The sequence below is a fragment of the Mesorhizobium sp. P2_E9 genome (assembly GCF_056403815.1).
Genome location: NZ_JBFUET010000009.1, coordinates 511,401 through 529,874, shown reverse-complemented (window position 1 = coordinate 529,874; position 18,474 = coordinate 511,401). Strand labels below are relative to the sequence as shown.

Here is an 18,474-nt window from a genome sequence, read left to right as displayed (position 1 = left end):
AGAGCCTTGAACATCAAGGTCGGGTCGAGCGGCGGGCGGCCATTGTCGGGGCAATACAGCGGCGCGGTCAGATCGTGGATGAAGGAGAAATCGATCAAACGGTCGATCTTGCGCAACAGGTGATCAGCCGGAACCAACTGATCCAGCGTTACCATCTCGAGCGCGGTCTGTTCAGGGGCGGGTCGCTTCAACATGGCCCAGTGAATCAAAAACCCCCGGCAAATGCCAGGGGTTTGTCAGCAGTCTGAAGCGGGGCAAAGCCCCGCTTTTTATCAAGTCATTTGAAGTGGACCTCAAGCCGGGAGCAGCGCGCTTTCCAGCGTGGTGAGCTGGCTAAGGAACTGCTCCGCCTTGCTGCGCGCCTGATCGTCCTTGGCGTCGGCGGCATCTTCCTTGGCTTCCTGGATGCGGCGCGTGAGATCGGCGCGGTCGACATCCTTGACCGCAACAGCCGATTCCGCCAGCAGCGTGCAGCCGGCCGGGACGATATCGGCGAAGCCGCCGAACACGACATAGCGTTCTTCGCCGCCCGACGCGGTCTTCACCGTGACGACACCTGGCTTGATCGTGGTCATGACTGGCGCGTGATGCGCCATCACCGTCATCTCGCCTTCGGCACCCGGAATGACGACGGATTCGACCTGCTCGGAAACCAGCAGGCGTTCCGGCGAGACCAGTTCGAACTTGAAAGCTTCAGCCATGTCAATTTAGTGAGTAGGGAATAGTGAGTAGGAAGTAGGGAGAAACGGCAACTGCCCCGATCACCCGGCTGCTATTCACTACTGACTACTGACTACTCCCTATTCCCTTGATTAAGCCGCTTCAGCCGCCAGGCGCTGTGCCTTCTCGACCGCTTCCTCGATGCCGCCGACCATGTAGAAGGCGGCTTCCGGCAGGTGATCGTAGTCGCCGTTGCAGAGACCCTTGAAGCCCTTGATGGTGTCGGCGAGGTCGACCAGCTTACCCGGCGAACCCGTGAACACTTGGGCGACGAAGAACGGCTGCGACAGGAAGCGCTCGATCTTGCGGGCGCGGGCGACGGTCTGCTTGTCCTCTTCCGACAGCTCGTCCATGCCCAGGATGGCGATGATGTCCTGCAGCGACTTGTAGCGCTGGAGGATCGACTGCACCTGGCGGGCGACGGCATAGTGCTCTTCGCCGACGACCAGCGGGTCGAGCATGCGCGAGGTCGAGTCCAACGGATCGACCGCCGGGTAGATGCCCTTTTCCGAGATCGCGCGGTTCAGCACCGTCGTCGCGTCAAGGTGGGCAAACGAGGTCGCCGGCGCCGGGTCGGTCAAATCGTCGGCCGGCACATAGATCGCCTGCACCGAAGTGATCGAACCCTTGGTCGTCGTGGTGATGCGCTCCTGCAGCGCGCCCATGTCGGTGGCGAGCGTCGGCTGATAGCCGACGGCCGACGGAATACGTCCGAGCAGCGCCGACACTTCCGAGCCCGCCTGCGTGAAGCGGAAGATGTTGTCGACGAAGAACAGCACGTCCTGGCCCTGGTCGCGGAAATATTCGGCGACCGTCAGGCCGGTCAGGCCGACGCGGGCACGCGCGCCCGGCGGTTCGTTCATCTGGCCGTAGACCAGCGCGGCCTTGGAGCCTTCGCCGCCGCCCTTCTGGTTGACGCCGGACTCGATGAATTCGTGATAGAGATCGTTGCCTTCGCGGGTACGCTCGCCGACGCCGGCGAACACCGAATAGCCGCCATGCGCCTTGGCGATGTTGTTGATCAGTTCCTGGATCAGCACCGTCTTGCCGACGCCGGCGCCGCCGAACAGGCCGATCTTGCCGCCGCGCGCATATGGTGCAAGCAGGTCGAGCACCTTGATGCCGGTGATCAGGATCTGCGCTTCCGTCGACTGTTCGACATAGGATGGGGCCGGCTGGTGGATCGAGCGCATCTCGATGCCATCGACCGGGCCTTGCTCGTCGACCGGCTCGCCGATGACGTTGATGATGCGGCCGAGCATGCCAGGGCCGACCGGCACTGTGATCGGCGCGCCAGTGTCATAGACGTCCTGGCCGCGGACCAGACCTTCGGTCGAGTCCATGGCGATGCAACGCACGGTGTTTTCACCGAGGTGCTGGGCGACTTCGAGCACCAGGCGGTTGCCGACATTGGTCGTCTCGATGGCGTTCAAAATGGCCGGCAGGTGATCCCCGAACTGCACGTCGACGACGGCGCCGATGACCTGGCGAACCTTGCCGACCGCGCCGGTTGCCTTGGTGGCGAGAGCCGAAGTCTTGGGGGCCGCGGCCTTGGCGGGCGCTGCCGCCGCCTTGGCTGGAGCCGCCTTCGCGGCTGCTGCCGGAGCCTTGGCCGCCTTCGCGGGCGCTGCGGTCTTCGCGGCTGCGGCCTTGGGGGCCGCCGTCTTGGGGGTCGCTGCTTTCGCCATCGTCTTTACCCTTTTTCGTCCTTTGTTTCTCACGCAGTCCGGTAGCGGGCCGACGGCCCGCAGACCGCGCCTAGAGCGCCTCGGCGCCCGAAATGATTTCGATCAGTTCCTTGGTGATCTGCGCCTGCCGCTGGCGGTTGTAGGTGATCGACAGCTTGTTGATCATGTCACCGGCATTGCGCGTCGCATTGTCCATGGCGCTCATCTTGGCGCCCATTTCGCCGGCGGCGTTTTCGAGCAGCGCCCGGAAAACCTGCACGGAGATGTTGCGCGGGATGAGGTCGGAGAGGATTTCGCCGGGCTCCGGTTCGTATTCATAGACGGCATTGCCGCCGTCCACCGCTGCGGCCGGAGCCGAAGCAACGCCGGCCGGAATGATCTGCTGTGCGGTCGGGATCTGGCTGATCACCGACTTGAACTGCGAATAGAACAGCGTGCAGATGTCGAAACCGCCCTCGTTGAAAAGGTGGATGATCTTCTTGGCGATCGCGTCCGCATTGACGAAGCCGAGCGTCTTGACCTCGCGCAAATCGACACGGTCGATGATCATCGACGCATAGTCGCGGCGCAGGATGTCGAAACCCTTCTTGCCGACGCAGATGATCTTCACCTGCTTGCCATCGGCCAAAAGCCGGCGGATGTGGTCGCGGGCAAAGCGGGCGATCTGCGAATTGAAGCCGCCGCACAGGCCGCGCTCAGCGGTGCAGACGACGAGCAGATGCACGGCATCCTTGCCGGTGCCGGTCATCAGCGCCGGGGCATCGCCACCGCCACCGACGGCCTGGGTAATGTTGGCCAGAACCGCGCCCATCCGCTCGGAATAGGGACGCGCCGCTTCCGCCGCTTCCTGCGCGCGGCGCAGTTTCGCCGCGGCAACCATCTGCATCGCCTTGGTGATCTTCTGCGTCGCCTTGACCGAGGCGATACGGTTACGAAGGTCTTTTAATGAAGGCATGCTTCAAACCTGATCCCGTGCATCCGGCTTCTTCTCAAGCAAAAGTCTTCGCGAAGGCATCGATCTCAGCCTTCAGCTTGGCGCGCAGATCGTCCGACAGCGCCTTTTCCTTGCGGATGCCGTCCAGCACGTCCTTGCCGGCTGCACGCATGTGGCTGAGCAAGCCATGCTCGAACTTGCCGACCTGGTTGAGCGCCAGCTTGTCGAGATAGCCGTTAACGCCGGCGAAGATCACCGCAACCTGCTCTTCGACCTTGAGCGGCGAGAACTGCGGCTGCTTGAGCAATTCGGTCAGGCGCGAACCACGGTTGAGCAGGCGCTGCGTGGCGGCGTCGAGGTCGGAGCCGAACTGCGCGAAGGCAGCCATTTCGCGGTACTGCGCGAGCTCGCCCTTGATCGAACCGGCAACCTGCTTCATCGCCTTGATCTGCGCCGACGAACCGACGCGCGACACCGACAGGCCGACGTTTACCGCCGGACGGATGCCCTGGAAGAACAAATTGGTTTCGAGGAAGATCTGGCCGTCGGTGATCGAGATCACGTTGGTCGGGATGTAGGCCGACACGTCGTTGGCCTGCGTCTCGATGATCGGCAGAGCGGTCAGCGAACCGCCGCCCAGATCGTCGTTGAGCTTGGCGGCGCGCTCGAGCAGGCGCGAGTGCAGGTAGAAGACATCACCCGGATAGGCTTCGCGGCCCGGCGGGCGGCGCAGCAGCAGCGACATCTGGCGATAGGCGACGGCCTGCTTCGACAGATCGTCATAGCTGATCAGCGCATGCATGCCGTTGTCGCGGAAATATTCGCCCATGGTGGCGCCGGTGAACGGCGCCAGGAACTGCATCGGCGCCGGATCGGAAGCGGTGGCGGCGACGATGATCGAATACTCAAGCGCGCCGCGCTCTTCGAGAACCTTGACGAACTGCGCAACGGTCGAACGCTTCTGGCCGATGGCGACGTAGACGCAGTAGAGCTTTTCCTTCTCCGGGCCGTTGTCGTGCACCGCCTTCTGGTTGAGCATCGTGTCGAGAATGATGGCGGTCTTGCCGGTCTGGCGATCGCCGATGACCAGCTCGCGCTGGCCGCGGCCGACCGGGATCAGCGCATCGATGGCCTTGAGGCCGGTCGACATCGGCTCATTGACCGACTTGCGCGGGATGATGCCGGGCGCCTTGACGTCGACGCGCTTGCGTTCGGTCGCCTTGATCGGACCCTTGCCGTCGATCGGGTTGCCGAGCGCGTCGACGACGCGCCCAAGCAGGCCCATGCCGACAGGCGCATCGACGATTGCGCCGGTGCGCTTGACGATGTCGCCTTCCTTGATGTCGCGGTCGGCGCCGAAGATGACGACGCCGACATTGTCGGCTTCGAGGTTGAGCGCCATGCCGCGGATGCCGCCGGGGAATTCGACCATTTCGCCGGCCTGGACATTGTCGAGGCCGTAGACACGGGCGATACCGTCACCGACGGACAGCACCTGTCCAACTTCGGAGACCTCGGCCTCCTTGCCGAAATTCTTGATCTGGTCTTTCAGAATTGCGGAAATTTCCGCGGCGCGGATGTCCATCAGCCGACCTCTTTCAGTGCAAGCTTGAGCGAATTGAGTTTGGTTTTGAGCGACGTATCGATCTGGCGCGAGCCCATCTTGACCACCAGCCCGCCGAGCAGCGACGGATCGATGGTGACGGAGATGGCCACATCCTTGCCGGCAACGCTTTTCAGCGCGGCCTTCAGTTCTGTTTGCTGGGCCGCCGTCAGCTCATGTGCCGACGTGACATCGGCAGTGGTCTCGCCACGCGCTTCGGCAGCAATCTGACGGAACGCCTTGATCATGCCGGGAATGGCGAACAGCCGCCGGTTCTGGGCGACGACGCGCAGGAAATTCCCGGCGAGGCCGGTAATCCCCGCCTTGTCGGCGAGCGCAGCGATAGCCTTGGCCTGGTCCTCGCTGGAGAACACCGGGCTGTTGATCAGGCGGGTAAGGTCGGCACTGCCTTCGAGCATGGCTTCGAAACTGTTGAGGTCGGCCTCGACCTTGGCGACCGAATTTGCCTGCCGGGCGAGTTCGAACAGCGAACCCGCATAACGTTCTGCAACACCTGAGATTGGCGATGACGATTGAGCCACGGACCGTCTTTTCTCTTGTCTGACAGGCCGCAGATTGTTGGCGCGAGCAAAAACTCTGGCTAAATCTTTGACCTTACTGCATTTTTCCAAGCACGGAGACGCGGCTTCCGCTATCCCCGGCCGAAAGTCGATTGCCGTCTAGCACAGGCATTTTAAGACCGCAATGCGTCGTTCCGCATGGTTTTCAGGCACTATTGTCGCATCCGGCAAAAGAGTCCCGTCTCGCGCCCCGGAATAGCTAAGGATTCAAGGCACAAAGCCGAAGGCAAAGGCGAGCGGCAATGCCGCCAGGACCAATTCCACCACAATGGAAACCCAATTGAAAGGTGTGTTGGCGCCATCCGACATCATCGACAGCAGCCGGCCGAAGGCGGTGAACAGCCAGGAGAAGCCGAGCGCCATGTAAACCAGCGGCTGCGCCAAGAGGATGCAGCACAGGCCGACGCCGAGATAAAAGCCCGACATCCTGCCGCGCCCCTCGGCGATCGCCGCCGCTTTCTCGGGCTTGGCCTGCAAGCGCAGGATGCGGAAGGCCAGGCCAGGCGCCAGAAAAAACAGAAGGCCTAGCAGCACGGTGAAGACGGCGCTCGACCAGGCCAGCCATTCACCCTGGCTCGTCGGCCATGGAAGCGCAAAATCCATCTTGTCCCCTCGAAATGCCTGTTTTGAAATTGCGGGCATTCTAGCGGAGGAAAACCGCCGCGCCAGATGGTTCAGGGCACTTTAGGAGCAGCGCATCAGCCGAGCGCGAATTCCACCGCCGCCTCGGCATGGATGCGGGTGGTGTCAAAGACCGGAATGTCGAAATCACGCTGTCCGATCAGCATGGTGATCTCGGTGCAGCCCATGATGATGCTGTCGGCAGCCTCTTCCCGGCGCAGGCGTTCGGCTTCTTCTATGTAAGCCGTCTTCGAGGCGTCTGTGACGATGCCCTGGCAGAGCTCGTCATAGATGACGCGATGCACCATGTCGCGCCCAGCGGCATCGGGCACCACTGGCGAGAGGCCGTATTTATCAGCGAGCCGGCCCTTGTAGAAATCCTGCTCCATGGTGAAGCGCGTCGCCAGCAATGCCGGGCGCTGCATGCCGGCAAGCTTGATCGCGGCCGCAGTGGCGTCGGCGATGTGGATAAGCGGGATGGATACGGACGCCTGCACCTGGTCGGCCAGCTTGTGCATGGTGTTGGTGCACAGAAGCAGACCTTCCGCACCACCCGCCTCGAGCTTGCGCGCCGCTTCGACAAGCAGCATGCCGGCGCCGTCCCAGTCGCCATGATGCTGCCGCTCGGCGATCTCGGCGAAGTCGAACGACCACAGCAGCAATTTCGCCGAATGCAGCCCGCCGAGGCGCTCGCGCACGATCTCGTTGAGCAGGCGGTAGTAGATGGCCGTCGATTCCCAGCTCATGCCGCCGAGCAAACCAAGGGTTTTCATGTGATCTTCCGTTTCTCGCTGGCCTGCACCGTATCGCCGATATCGCGACCTTACAAAAAGCTCTGCGGGTCGATATCGACCTGCACCCGGACCGAACCACGCTGTTTCGGCCCATTGGCCAGCATGGCGCGGATGAAACCTTGCATGTCGGCGCGCCGTTCGCCCTGGATCAGCAGGCGGAAACGATGGCGGCCGCCGAGCAGGGACAGTGGCGCCTCCGCCGGCCCCAGCACGAACAGGTCTGACGCCTCGGGCGCGGCGCGGCGCAGGCCGCGTGCATGGCCTTCGGCTTCCGCCCGCGTCACCGCGCTGACGATGACGCCGGCGAGCCGGCCGAAGGGCGGCAGGGCCGCCCGTTCGCGCTCGGCGATCTCGCGCTCGTAAAAAGCCTCGGCATCGCCGGAGACGATCGCCCGCATGACCGGATGGTCGGGCTGGAAAGTCTGCAGCAGGCCAAGGCTCTTCTTGCCGGTGCGGCCGGCGCGGCCGGTCACCTGACTAAGCAATTGGAAAGTGCGCTCGGCGGCACGCGGATCGCCATTGGCGAGGCCGAGATCGGCATCGACGACACCGACCAGCGTCATATTGGGAAAATTGTGCCCCTTGGCGACCAGCTGCGTGCCGATGACGATATCGGCCTCGCCATCGGCGATCGCCTCCAGTTCCAGCCGCAACCGCCGCACCCCGCCCATCAGGTCGGATGACAACACGATGGTGCGCGCATCGGGGAAATGCGCGACGACCTCCTCGGCGATGCGTTCGACGCCAGGTCCGCAAGCGACCAGATGATCGAGCGTGCCGCATTCCGGGCAGGCTTCGGGGCGGCGCTCATTGTGCCCGCAATGATGGCAGACCAGCTGGCCGCGAAAGCGATGCTCGACCAACCAGGCCGAGCAGACCGGACAGCCGAAGCGATGGCCGCAGACGCGGCACAGCGTCAGCGGCGCATAACCACGCCGGTTGAGGAACAGCAGCGATTGCTCCTTTCTCTCCAGCGTCTTGCGCATATGGTCGAGCAGCACCGGCGACAGGAAGCCGCCCCGAGCCGGCGGCGCTCGCCGCATGTCGATCGACTTCAGCTGCGGCAGTGCGGCCTCGGCGAAGCGGGCGGAGAGAACGGCTCTGCTGTATTTGCCTTGGCTCGCATTGACGCGGCTTTCGACCGATGGCGTCGCCGACGCCAGCACGACCGGAAAACCGCCGATGTGACCGCGCACCACCGCCATGTCGCGCGCATTGTAGAAGACGCGGTCTTCCTGCTTGTAGGCCGGGTCGTGTTCCTCATCGACAACGATCAGGCCAAGCTCCTTGAACGGCAGGAACAGCGCCGAGCGGGCTCCGGCAACGACGCGCACTGTGCCTTCCGCCACTTGTCGCCACACCTTTTCGCGCATCCTGGGCGGCAGGTCGGAATGCCATTCGCCCGGTTTGGCGCCGAAGCGCTGCTGGAAGCGTTCGAGGAAAGCGTGGGTCAGCGCGATTTCCGGCAGCAGGATCAGCACCTGCTTGCCCTGGTCGAGGGCTGCCGCCACCGCCTCGAAATAGACCTCGGTCTTGCCGGAGCCGGTGACGCCGTCGAGCAGCGCGACATTGAACACGCCGGCCGCGACATTGGCGCGCAGCATCGATGCGGCGTCGCTCTGATCAGGCATAAGCTCGGGCACGACGTAGCTGGAGTCAGGCGCCGCCACCACCGGGCGCGGCGGGATCATCACCGTCTCGAACACGCCTTGCGCCTTCAGCCCTTCGATCACCGTCGACGACACGCCTGCCGCATGCGCCAGGCCGGACCGCGTCCAGGCCAGCCCGCCCTCGGCCGTCTCCAGCACGCGCGCTCGTGCGTCCGTTATGCGGTCGGGAACGATGAGCGTGCGCTGCAGCCCCTCGATCCAGGGTTCCGGGTCAAAGGCCTCCGGCGCACGCAGCAGCATGCGCGCCACCATTCCGGGTGGTGACAGCGTGTATTGCGCCACCCAATCGACGAAGCGGCGCATGGCGCGGTCGATCGGCGGGCAGTCGAAAACCTGTTCGATCGGACGCAGCTTTTTCGCGTCGATGTTCTCGACCGCGCCATCCCAGACGATGCCGGCGACCTGGCGCGGCCCGAGCGGCACGCGCACGATCGACCCCGGCACCACGCGCATGCCGGCCGGCACGGCATAGGTATAGGGGCGTTCGGCAGGCATCGGCACCAGCACCGGTGCGGCTGCGACAAAGGGCGAATCTTCGATCATGAGGCGTGACCTTGCCCCGACTTTGGTCTAGATCAAAGGGCAACCCCGAATGTGCATGCCATGCACATGAAAATCTTCAGGAGACCCCCATGAAATTTTTTGTCGACACCGCTGACATCAAGGACATCAAGGAACTGAACGATTTGGGGCTGCTCGACGGCGTCACCACCAATCCGTCGCTGATCCTCAAATCCGGCGGCAAGATCGCCGACGTCACCAAGCAGATCTGCGACATCGTCGCCGGCCCGGTCTCGGCGGAAGTCGTGGCGACCGAATACAAGGACATGATGGCGGAAGCCGAAGTACTGGCCAAGATTGCACCCAATGTCTGCATCAAGGTGCCGTTGACCCTGGACGGCCTGAAGGCCTGCAAGACCATTCGCACCCAGATGAACCGCATGGTCAACGTCACGCTGTGCTTCTCGGCCAACCAGGCGCTGCTCGCCGCCAAGGCCGGCGCCTCGTTCATCTCGCCCTTCGTCGGTCGCGTCGATGACACCGGCTCGGACGGCATGGAGCTGATCCAGGAGATCCGGCAGATCTACGACAACTACGATTTCCAGACCGAGATCCTCGTCGCCTCGGTGCGCACGGTGAACCATGTCAAGCAGGCGGCGCTGATCGGCGCCGATGTCATCACGGCGCCGCCGGCGACGCTGAAGGCGCTGGTCAAGCACCCGCTGACCGACAAGGGCCTGGAACAGTTCCTTGCCGACTGGGCCAAGACCGGCCAGAAAATCGGCTGAGGTCGCATTGCTCCAATGAGAAAAGGCCGGGCGACCGGCCTTTTTTATTGCACTTCCGAAGAAGCCTTGCCGCCCAAAGGGCTGCCACTCAATCCGTGCTCTCGTCGTCAGGCGCGGCCACCGGCGGACGCCGCCCCATGATGATCTCGCGCTTGCCGACATGGTTGGGCGCGCCGACCAGCCCTTCCTTTTCCATGCGTTCGACCAATGAAGCCGCGCGGTTGTAGCCGATGCCGAGGCGGCGCTGGATGTAGGATGTGGAACATTTCTTGTCGCGCACCACCACCTTGACCGCCTCGTCATAGGCGGCATCGCTGTCTTCGGCTGCCACCGATCCCTTGTCGAAGACCGCGCCCTGGTCGTCTTCGATTTCTTCCTCGTCCTCGTCGGCCGTCACGGTTTCCAGATATTCCGGGCGGCCCTGCGCCTTCAGATGCGCCACGACATGCTCGACCTCCGCATCGGAAACGAAGGGGCCGTGCACGCGCGAAATCCGTCCGCCACCCATCATGTGCAGCATATCGCCCTGGCCAAGCAGCTGTTCGGCGCCCTGCTCGCCCAGGATGGTGCGGCTGTCGATCTTGGAGGTGACCTGGAAGGAGATGCGGGTCGGGAAGTTGGCCTTGATCGTGCCGGTGATGACATCGACCGAGGGGCGCTGCGTCGCCATGATCAGGTGGATGCCGGCGGCGCGCGCCATCTGCGCCAGGCGCTGGATGGCGCCTTCGATCTCCTTGCCGGCGACCATCATCAGGTCGGCCATCTCGTCGACGATGACGACGATGTAGGGCATCGGCGCAAGATCGATTTCCTGCTGCTCGAACAGCGGCTCGCCGGTGCCCTTTTCGAAACCGGCCTGCACCGTCATGACGACCGCCTCGCCCTTGTCGCGGGCTTGGGCGGCGCGCTCATTGTAGCCGTCGATGTTGCGCACGCCGAGCCGCGCCATCTTGCGATAGCGGTCCTCCATCTCGCGCACCGCCCATTTGAGCGCAGTGACCGCCTTCTTGGGATCGGTGACGACCGGGGTCAGAAGATGCGGGATGCCGTCATAGACGGAGAGTTCGAGCATCTTGGGATCGACCATGATCAGTCGGCACTCCTCCGGCTTCAGCCGGTAGAGCAGCGACAGGATCATGGTGTTGATGGCAACCGACTTGCCGGAGCCGGTGGTGCCGGCGACGAGCAGATGCGGCATTTTCGCCAGCTCGGCAATGACAGGCTCGCCACCGATCGTCTTGCCGAGGCAAAGCGCCAGCTTGCAGCTGGTCTTGCGAAAACCTTCCGATTCGATCAGTTCGCGGAAATAGACGGTCTCGCGCGTCTCGTTGGGAAGCTCGATGCCGATGACGTTGCGTCCAGGCACGACGGCGACGCGCGCGGAGACCGCCGACATGGAGCGGGCGATGTCGTCGGCGAGCCCGATGACACGCGAGGATTTGACGCCCGGCGCCGGCTCGAACTCGTAGAGGGTGACGACGGGACCCGGGCGAACGTGGATAATCTCGCCGCGCACACCGAAATCCTCCAGCACGCTTTCCAGAAGATCGGCATTCTGCTCGAGCCGCTCCTGCGACATGTAGAAGCCCTGTCCCTCCGGCGGCTGCTGCAGCAACTCTTCCGAGGGAAGTTCGTACGCCTCGCCTGTCGAGGCCGGCACGATCTTGCCGACCAGAGGCAGTGGCGCAGACACGCGCATGGCCGGAGCTTGCACGCTCTCCTCCGCGGCTTGCGCGACCTGTTCTGGAACGCCGTTGCCGGCAGCGGACGGAATTGCAACCTTCACCCGGGTCCGTTGCGGTGCGCTGCTCGCTGCCGGTTGAACCACGGCTTCGTTCGAGTTGGCGGGGCGGACTTCCGGCAAGGTCGACGGAGCCTGCTGGCCTGGAAGGCATTCGATGATTCGGAACAACGCGGTCGGATCGGCCGTGGCGGGGCGGATGTCGACCCGTGGGGAGACGACCGGCACTGCCGGCCGCGAAGCCGGAACCGGCCGCGGCGCCGGCAACGGGCTGTCGATCATGTAAGGCGCCATGAGTTCGAAGAAGACGTGATTCGACAGATAGGGCCAGCGTACGGTTTCGCGGCCTGGTGTTTTGACTGGCGCCGCCATTGCCTGGGCAGACGATGCCGGTGCGGACGCGCGTGCTGTCACCGCTGTTCTCGCACCCACCGGCGCAGCAGCCCTTGCATTTTCGCCAGCATGCCTTGGCGGAACGGCTGCCGCGCCCAATGCTGGCGGCCTCTCATGCGTCACGGCTCTGTTGCTGGCAGGCGGCTGAGTGGGTTGTGGAGCCGAATTCCGGCCTTTCATCGTCGCCGACAATAACGGGGACGAGACTGCGGACGACGTCGCAGCCGCAGCAGGCTGTGCGACGGCTTGTCGCGCCGGCAGCGGATGCGATTCGCCTTGCTCAGAGGCGATCTGGCGCGGCTGGCGTGTGTTGGCTTCATAGTCCGGCGTGCGGGTGAACCGCACGTTGGGCGCCAGGAAGAAATAGTCCTGCCAGGCCGGGCTTTCGTTGCCGCCGAGATCGACAGGCGGCGGGGAATTGCCGGCCCTGGACGCGCCGATTCGCTGGCCATCCGGCTTGTTGTTCAAACGCTCACCCTCGGGATTATCGGGCGAAACTGTCACTGAATTGACCCGAGGAAAACGCTTGGATTCCATTCTCAAGACTCACGCTGAACCGTCTGCTGAGCAATAGGGAGCGAGTGGTTAACAGTTGCTTCCCATCAGCAACGTTGGAGCGACCGAAATGTATCTTTCGCAGCGATGACGGACGAGCCGGATTCTGGCCGCGATCGTCACCCACGATCACCTGCTCATCGACACGCGGAGGGCCAAAAAAGAAAGAGCCTTCGGCAAGCGCAAAGCGGGCCGAGCACTAGGGTCGAGATGGCGTCTTCCGTGAAAGGAAGCGGCGCTAACCAGTCTTCTTGCCGTGCCGGACCAGATCCTGGGCGATCGACAGTTGCAGCGCTTCGGCCAGTTCACGCGCGGCGCGATTTTCGGCGTCGATCTGCGCCCGGTACGAGGCAAATTCCTGGCGCGGCCTGTCGAAGGACGAGGTGATCGCGCGCTTGCCGACCGTGACGACGGCGCCGGTTGTCGCATCGGTCAGCGTATAGCTGGCGGTCAGTGTCACCGAACCGGCGGTCGGCTCGTCCTGATCGGTTTGGACCTGCACCAGGGCCGAGGATTCGACGGCCTCGGTCACGGTGAGATCGAGCGAATAAGCCGGCGAGGCCGGTTCGCCGGCGCCACGCCCGAAGCCGAAGATCAGATTGTTGCGCACCTGCTGGGCATAGCGCGTCTTGACCGGCTTGATGGCGATCGACGCCAGTTCGGAATTGGCTGTGGCGTTCGAGCCGGGCGACAGCAGCGCGTTCGAATAGAGCGGCCGCACCGTGCAGGCCGAAACCAGCGCCAGCGAGCCGATCAGGCCGGCAAGCGCGGCGCGGCGCAGCAAACGGCTCAGCTCTGTCTTTTCCCGATCAGGCAACGACATTGACGATCCTCTGCGGCACGATGATCACCTTGCGCGGAGCCTTACCTTCGAGCGCTTTCTGCACGAAGTCGAGAGCCAATACCGCTTTTTCGACCGCACCTTGGTCCGCGTCGCGGGCAATTGTCAAATCCCCCCGCTTCTTGCCGTTGACCTGCACCGGATAGGTCACTTCATTGTCGACGACCAGTGCCGGATCGAAGACCGGCCACGGCCGTTCGGCGACCAGATCGGTGCCGCCAAGCGTCTCCCAGCACTCTTCGGCCAGATGCGGCATGACAGGTGCGACCAGATGCACCAGGATCTCCACAGCCTGGCGGCAGGCGCCTTTGAGTGCCGGATCGGCCTTGCCCACCGCCACCGTGTTGAGCGGCGTGGTCAGCACATTGGCCAGTTCATAGATGCGGGCGATGGCACGGTTGAAGCCGAGCTTCTCGATGTCCTCGCCGACTGCCTTCAGGATTTTGTGCGTGGCCTTCGATACCGCTCCCGCCTCACCGGCGTCGGCCGCGGCAGGCTTGACGCCTGCCAGCGTCTCGGCCGCCGTCGCCACCAGCCGCCAGATGCGCTGCATGAAGCGATGCGCGCCGGCGGCGCCATCATCGGTCCATTCCACGTCGCGCTCGGGCGGCGAATCCGACAGCATGAACCAGCGCGCCGTGTCGGCGCCGTAGCCGTCGGTGATGTCTTCCGGGCTTACCGTGTTCTTCTTCGACTTCGACATCTTCTCGAGCGGGCCGATGGTAACGGTCTCACCGGTAGCGATGTCGAAGGCGCGGCGTTCGCCGTCGAGGCCCTCCAGCCGCACCTCGGTCGGCGCCAGCCAGCGGCCGTTTGATGCCGAGCCGACACGGTAGGTCTCGTGCACCACCATGCCTTGCGTGAACAGGCCCTTGAACGGCTCGGCCAGATCGACATGGCCAGTCTCGCGCATAGCGCGGGTGAAGAAGCGCGAATAGAGCAGATGCAGGATCGCGTGCTCGATGCCGCCAATATACTGGTCGACCGGCAGCCATTCATTGGCCGCCTTGGGATCGGTCGGCTCATGTGCCCAGGGCGCGGTGAAGCGGGCGAAATACCACGACGAATCGACGAACGTGTCCATGGTGTCGGTTTCGCGGCGCGCATCCCCACCGCATTGCGGGCACTTCACATGGCGCCAGGTCGGATGCCGGTCGAGCGGATTGCCCGGCCGGTCGAAATCGACATCGTCCGGCAGCTTGACCGGCAGGTCGGCCTTCGGCACCGGCACCACGCCGCAATCCTCGCAATGGATCATCGGGATCGGGCAGCCCCAGTAGCGCTGGCGCGAAATGCCCCAGTCCCGCAGGCGGAAATTCACCTTGCGCTCGGCCATCGGCCGGTTGCCGATCGTCTTCTGCTCCAGAAGCTTCGCCACCTCGTCGAAGGCGCGATCCGGCTTCATGCCGTCGAGGAAGCGCGAATTGATCATCACGCCGTCGCCGACATAGGCTTCCTCGGTGATCTGGAAGGTCTTCGCATCGGCGCCTTCGGGCATCACCACCGGAATCACCGGCAGGCCATACTTGTTGGCGAAGTCGAGGTCGCGCTGGTCGCCGGACGGGCAGCCGAAAATGGCGCCGGTGCCGTACTCCATCAGCACGAAATTGGCGACGTAGACAGGCAGCGTCCAGCTGTCGTCAAACGGATGAACGACACGGATGCCGGTGTCGAAACCCTTCTTCTCGGCCGTCTCCAGCGCCGCCACCGAAGTGCCCATATGGCGGATCTCTTCGATGAACTTCGCCAGTTCTGGATTGTTCTCGGCGGCTTTCTTGGCCAACGGGTGGTCGGCGGCAACGGCCATGAAAGAAGCGCCGAAAATGGTGTCGGGCCGCGTCGTGTAGACTTCCAGCTCATGCTCGCCTGCGATCGGCTCGGCCAGCGGCCAGCGGATCAGCAGGCCTTCCGAACGGCCGATCCAATTCTGCTGCATCAGCTTCACTTTTTCGGGCCACTCGTCGAGGCCGTCGAGTGAATCCAGCAGGTCCTGCGCAAAATCGGTGATCTTGAAGAACCACTGCGTCAGCTCACGCTGTTCGACCAGCGCGCCCGAGCGCCAGCCGCGCCCGTCGATGACCTGCTCGTTGGCGAGCACCGTCATGTCCTCCGGGTCCCAGTTGACCTTTGAGGATTTGCGCGTCACCAGCCCCTTCTCGACGAAATCGAGGAACAGCATCTGCTGGCGGTGGTAGTAATCGACATCGCAGGTGGCGAATTCACGCGCCCAATCCAGCGACAGCCCCATGACCTTGAGCTGCTCGCGCATGGTGGCGATGTTCTGATAGGTCCATTCCTTGGGATGGACCTTGTTCTGCATCGCCGCGTTTTCGGCCGGCATGCCGAAGGCGTCCCAGCCCATCGGGTGCAGCACGTTGAACCCCTTGGCCCGCTTGTAGCGCGCCACCACGTCACCCATCGTGTAATTACGGGTATGGCCGATATGGATGCGCCCCGACGGGTACGGGAACATTTCCAGCACGTAGTATTTCGGCTTCGGGTCGTCATTGTGCGCTTCGAACAGCTTCTTGTCGGCCCAGGCCTTCTGCCATTTGGGCTCTGACGCGCGCGGATTGTATCGTTCGGTTGCCATGGGACGTTTTTCACTTAAAAGCAGGCGCGAACCGCGCGCGACTGGCTCGGCGGTTCAGGGAATGTGGTCCGGGTGTTCACCATGGTTTGGCAAACCCGTCAACCATATGGGCATCGCGGCGGCTAAAAACGCGGGTCAAAACAGCGGGATTTGCATATGGGTGACACCGTTCAGCAGTTTTTCGCGGTCAAGGCGAAGATCGCCGCCGCCGAGAAGGAGGCCCACCGCGAAGCTGGCGCGGTGACGCTGGTCGCCGTCTCCAAGACCTTTGAGGCCGCCGACATCCAGCCGGTGATCGAAGCCGGCCAGCGCGTCTTCGGCGAGAACCGCGTCCAGGAGGCGCAAGGCAAATGGCCCGCGCTGAAGGCGGCATTCCCGGATATCGAACTGCATCTCATCGGCCCGCTGCAGTCGAACAAGGCGAAAGAGGCAGTGGCGCTGTTCGACGTCATCGAAACGGTCGACCGCGAGAAAATCGCCGCCGAACTCGCCAAGGAAATCGCCCGGCAAGGCCGCACCCCAAAACTCTATGTCCAGGTCAACACCGGTTCCGAGCCGCAGAAGGCCGGCATCGAGCCGCGCGACGCCATGGCCTTCGTCACCCGCTGCCGCGATGTCCACGGCCTCGCCATCGAAGGCCTGATGTGCATCCCGCCCGCCGATGAAAACCCCGGCCCCCACTTCGCCTTGCTGGAAAAGCTTGGGCGTGAGGCCGGCGTCGCCAAACTGTCGATGGGCATGTCCGGCGACTACGAGACGGCCATCGCCTTCGGCGCCACCAGCGTTCGCGTCGGCTCGGCGATTTTCGGCAGCCGGTAGTCCCTCCGCAGCGTCTGATATATGCTTGCCAAGCTAATCAGCGAGCAGTCCTCATGAACTGGGATATTCAGAGCGCAAAGAGCAATCTCTCGGAGCTGTTAAGGCAGTTGCGAGAAAAGGGGCCGCAAACCATTTCGGTGCATGGAAAGCCAGCTGCCGTCGTGCTGGCTGTTGAGGACTATGAACGGTTGATTGGGGCAAAACCTTCGCCAGCGGAATATCTTCTTTCGGGTCCTGAGTGGGATGACGGCTTCGCCGAGGAGGTCAATCGCCGCTCCAACACGATGATCCGAGTCATCGATCTCTGATAAATTCTGACACCGCCATCATAAATGCAGCGGTAGTGACGGTCGACTGTGGATGGTCCAGGCAGAAAGGCTCATTGCACCACCACTTGAAACGAAACGTACCGTTCCTATTTGTTTTGTGTCATCACATAGTCTACTGGAGCCTTCGCCATGCGTTACAACCAGCTTGGAAATACGGGGATGTTCGTCTCCGAACTGTGCCTTGGCACCATGACCTTCGGCACCGCCGGCGAAAATGCCCAATGGGGCCTGATCGCCAGCCTCGAGCAGAAGGGTGTCAACGAGATCGTCGGCCGTTCGATCGCCGCCGGGGTCAATTTCTTCGACACGGCCGACGTCTACTCCTTCGGTCAGTCCGAGCGTCTGCTCGGCCAGTCGCTGCGGGATCTCGGCGTCGCCAGATCGAGCGTGGTCATCGCCACCAAGGCGCACGGCGCCATGGGCGATGGGCCGAACCAGCGCGGTTCGTCGCGCGGCCACATCATGGATGCGGTCGATGCCAGCCTCGAACGGCTGCAGCTCGATCACGTCGATCTCTATCAGCTGCACGGCACCGATACGGTGACACCGATCGACGAGACGCTGCGAGCGCTCGACGATCTCGTTGCCAGCGGCAAGGTCCGCTATGTCGGCGTGTCGAACTGGGCGGCGTGGCGGATCGCCAAGGCTCTCGGCATCGCCGACCGCAAGGGCTTTGCCCGCTTCGAGACCATCCAGTCCTATTATTCGATCGCCGGCCGCGACCTCGAGCGCGAGATCGTGCCGCTGATCAACGAGGAGAAACTTGGCCTGATGGTGTGGTCGCCGATGGCCGGCGGCCTGCTCTCCGGCAAATACGGCCCCGGCGCGCCCGGCAATGGCGAAGGTCGCCGCGCGTCCTTCAATTTCCCGCCGGTCAACGAGGACCGTGCCTGGGCGGCGGTCGCCGTCATGCGCGAGATCGCGAAAAAACATGATGTCAGCGTTGCCACGGTGGCGCTGGGCTATGTCCTGGCCAAGCCTTTCATGATGAGCGTCATCATCGGCGCCAGCCGCATGGAGCAGCTCGAACAGAATCTTGCCGCGACTGAACTGAAGCTCGACGCTGACGATCTCGCCAGACTCGATGAGGTCAGCGCGCTGCCGTCCGAATATCCCGGCTGGATGCTAGAGCGCCAGGCGGCTGGCCGGCGCCCTGCCCCCTTCGTGCCGAAGGCGTAATCCGTCTTCGGCTCGAGGCGATTTTCCGTTTTTCCGCAAGCCGCGTGTCCCTTCGGGCGCGCGGCTTTTTCGCGCTTTCGTCAGGGCCGCAGGGTCGCCTTGTACCGGACACGATTTCGCAGCT

16 protein-coding genes are annotated in these 18,474 nt (G+C 63.4%); 4 read left to right on the top strand and 12 right to left on the bottom strand.

What is annotated here, in order from left to right; translation table 11 throughout:
- The 9 genes from AC1D05_RS19085 to AC1D05_RS19045 form a co-directional block, all read right to left on the bottom strand.
- Window positions 1-194, bottom strand: a 194-nt coding sequence (locus AC1D05_RS19085; protein ID WP_477438159.1) for a transposase, incomplete at its 3' end; no start/stop codon positions are given.
- Between the two features lie 99 nt (window positions 195-293).
- Window positions 294-701 carry a F0F1 ATP synthase subunit epsilon gene (locus AC1D05_RS19080; protein ID WP_477442903.1) on the bottom strand — a complete coding sequence of 136 codons (408 nt, stop codon included), beginning with the start codon at window positions 699-701 and terminating at the stop codon, window positions 294-296.
- A gap of 111 nt (window positions 702-812) precedes the next feature.
- On the bottom strand, window positions 813-2,408 hold the full coding sequence (gene atpD / locus AC1D05_RS19075; protein ID WP_477442901.1) for a F0F1 ATP synthase subunit beta: 1,596 nt from the start codon (window positions 2,406-2,408) through the stop codon (window positions 813-815).
- Between the two features lie 70 nt (window positions 2,409-2,478).
- Window positions 2,479-3,363: a F0F1 ATP synthase subunit gamma gene (locus tag AC1D05_RS19070; protein ID WP_477442899.1), complete on the bottom strand. Its 885-nt coding sequence runs from the start codon at window positions 3,361-3,363 to the stop codon at window positions 2,479-2,481.
- Window positions 3,364-3,397: 34 nt separating this feature from the next.
- Window positions 3,398-4,927, bottom strand: a complete 1,530-nt coding sequence (atpA, locus tag AC1D05_RS19065) for a F0F1 ATP synthase subunit alpha (protein ID WP_477442897.1) — start codon at window positions 4,925-4,927, stop codon at window positions 3,398-3,400.
- Window positions 4,927-5,487, bottom strand: a complete 561-nt coding sequence (locus AC1D05_RS19060; protein ID WP_477442895.1) for a F0F1 ATP synthase subunit delta — start codon at window positions 5,485-5,487, stop codon at window positions 4,927-4,929. Before AC1D05_RS19060 ends, atpA begins: the two co-directional genes overlap by 1 nt.
- A 246-nt stretch (window positions 5,488-5,733) precedes the next feature.
- The gene (locus AC1D05_RS19055; RefSeq protein WP_069090425.1) at window positions 5,734-6,129 is read right to left on the bottom strand and encodes an AGROH133_08824 family phage infection protein; all 396 of its coding nucleotides are present in this window, start codon (window positions 6,127-6,129) and stop codon (window positions 5,734-5,736) included.
- A 95-nt stretch (window positions 6,130-6,224) separates the two neighbouring features.
- Window positions 6,225-6,920 (bottom strand): aspartate/glutamate racemase family protein, encoded by a 696-nt coding sequence (locus tag AC1D05_RS19050; RefSeq protein ID WP_477442893.1) that lies wholly within the window; start codon window positions 6,918-6,920, stop codon window positions 6,225-6,227.
- Between the two features lie 50 nt (window positions 6,921-6,970).
- Complete coding sequence (locus AC1D05_RS19045; RefSeq protein ID WP_477442891.1) at window positions 6,971-9,154, bottom strand: primosomal protein N'; 2,184 nt, start codon at window positions 9,152-9,154, stop codon at window positions 6,971-6,973.
- Between the two features lie 89 nt (window positions 9,155-9,243).
- On the opposite strand from AC1D05_RS19045, the gene fsa reads away from it, so the two are divergent.
- Window positions 9,244-9,900, top strand: coding sequence for a fructose-6-phosphate aldolase (gene fsa, locus AC1D05_RS19040; RefSeq protein ID WP_477442889.1), 657 nt, complete (start codon window positions 9,244-9,246; stop codon window positions 9,898-9,900).
- An 88-nt stretch (window positions 9,901-9,988) separates the two neighbouring features.
- On the opposite strand, the gene AC1D05_RS19035 is transcribed toward fsa, so the two are convergent.
- The 3 genes from AC1D05_RS19035 to leuS form a co-directional block, all read right to left on the bottom strand.
- The gene (locus AC1D05_RS19035; RefSeq protein ID WP_477442887.1) at window positions 9,989-12,571 is read right to left on the bottom strand and encodes a DNA translocase FtsK; all 2,583 of its coding nucleotides are present in this window, start codon (window positions 12,569-12,571) and stop codon (window positions 9,989-9,991) included.
- A 256-nt stretch (window positions 12,572-12,827) separates the two neighbouring features.
- Complete coding sequence (locus tag AC1D05_RS19030) at window positions 12,828-13,412, bottom strand: LPS assembly lipoprotein LptE (protein ID WP_477442885.1); 585 nt, start codon at window positions 13,410-13,412, stop codon at window positions 12,828-12,830.
- A complete protein-coding gene (gene leuS, locus AC1D05_RS19025) occupies window positions 13,399-16,023 on the bottom strand; it encodes a leucine--tRNA ligase (RefSeq protein ID WP_477442883.1) in 2,625 nt (874 codons plus the stop codon). The genes AC1D05_RS19030 and leuS overlap by 14 nt, the downstream gene beginning before the upstream one ends.
- A 156-nt stretch (window positions 16,024-16,179) precedes the next feature.
- Here leuS and AC1D05_RS19020 point away from each other — a divergent pair, with 156 nt between their 5' ends.
- From AC1D05_RS19020 to AC1D05_RS19010, 3 genes are all read left to right on the top strand, one after another.
- Window positions 16,180-16,842: a YggS family pyridoxal phosphate-dependent enzyme gene (locus AC1D05_RS19020; protein ID WP_477442881.1), complete on the top strand. Its 663-nt coding sequence runs from the start codon at window positions 16,180-16,182 to the stop codon at window positions 16,840-16,842.
- Window positions 16,843-16,895: 53 nt separating this feature from the next.
- Entirely contained in the window at window positions 16,896-17,150 is a 255-nt protein-coding gene (locus tag AC1D05_RS19015; protein WP_477442879.1) for a type II toxin-antitoxin system Phd/YefM family antitoxin, read from the top strand.
- 150 nt (window positions 17,151-17,300) lie between these two features.
- Window positions 17,301-18,350, top strand: coding sequence for an aldo/keto reductase (locus tag AC1D05_RS19010; RefSeq protein ID WP_477442878.1), 1,050 nt, complete (start codon window positions 17,301-17,303; stop codon window positions 18,348-18,350).
- Window positions 18,351-18,474: the final 124 nt, after the last annotated feature.

Excerpts from the sequence above, each read along its gene's own strand:
- AC1D05_RS19080 (WP_477442903.1), bottom strand. The coding sequence starts at position 701 with ATGGCTGAAGCTTTCAAGTTCGAACTGGTCTCGCCGGAACGCCTGCTG.
- atpD (WP_477442901.1), bottom strand. The coding sequence starts at position 2,408 with ATGGCGAAAGCAGCGACCCCCAAGACGGCGGCCCCCAAGGCCGCAGCC.
- AC1D05_RS19070 (WP_477442899.1), bottom strand. The coding sequence starts at position 3,363 with ATGCCTTCATTAAAAGACCTTCGTAACCGTATCGCCTCGGTCAAGGCG.
- atpA (WP_477442897.1), bottom strand. The coding sequence starts at position 4,927 with ATGGACATCCGCGCCGCGGAAATTTCCGCAATTCTGAAAGACCAGATC.
- AC1D05_RS19055 (WP_069090425.1), bottom strand. The coding sequence starts at position 6,129 with ATGGATTTTGCGCTTCCATGGCCGACGAGCCAGGGTGAATGGCTGGCC.
- AC1D05_RS19050 (WP_477442893.1), bottom strand. The coding sequence starts at position 6,920 with ATGAAAACCCTTGGTTTGCTCGGCGGCATGAGCTGGGAATCGACGGCC.
- AC1D05_RS19045 (WP_477442891.1), bottom strand. The coding sequence starts at position 9,154 with ATGATCGAAGATTCGCCCTTTGTCGCAGCCGCACCGGTGCTGGTGCCG.
- fsa (WP_477442889.1), top strand. The coding sequence starts at position 9,244 with ATGAAATTTTTTGTCGACACCGCTGACATCAAGGACATCAAGGAACTG.
- AC1D05_RS19035 (WP_477442887.1), bottom strand. The coding sequence starts at position 12,571 with ATGGAATCCAAGCGTTTTCCTCGGGTCAATTCAGTGACAGTTTCGCCC.
- AC1D05_RS19030 (WP_477442885.1), bottom strand. The coding sequence starts at position 13,412 with ATGTCGTTGCCTGATCGGGAAAAGACAGAGCTGAGCCGTTTGCTGCGC.
- leuS (WP_477442883.1), bottom strand. The coding sequence starts at position 16,023 with ATGGCAACCGAACGATACAATCCGCGCGCGTCAGAGCCCAAATGGCAG.
- AC1D05_RS19020 (WP_477442881.1), top strand. The coding sequence starts at position 16,180 with ATGGGTGACACCGTTCAGCAGTTTTTCGCGGTCAAGGCGAAGATCGCC.
- AC1D05_RS19015 (WP_477442879.1), top strand. The coding sequence starts at position 16,896 with ATGAACTGGGATATTCAGAGCGCAAAGAGCAATCTCTCGGAGCTGTTA.
- AC1D05_RS19010 (WP_477442878.1), top strand. The coding sequence starts at position 17,301 with ATGCGTTACAACCAGCTTGGAAATACGGGGATGTTCGTCTCCGAACTG.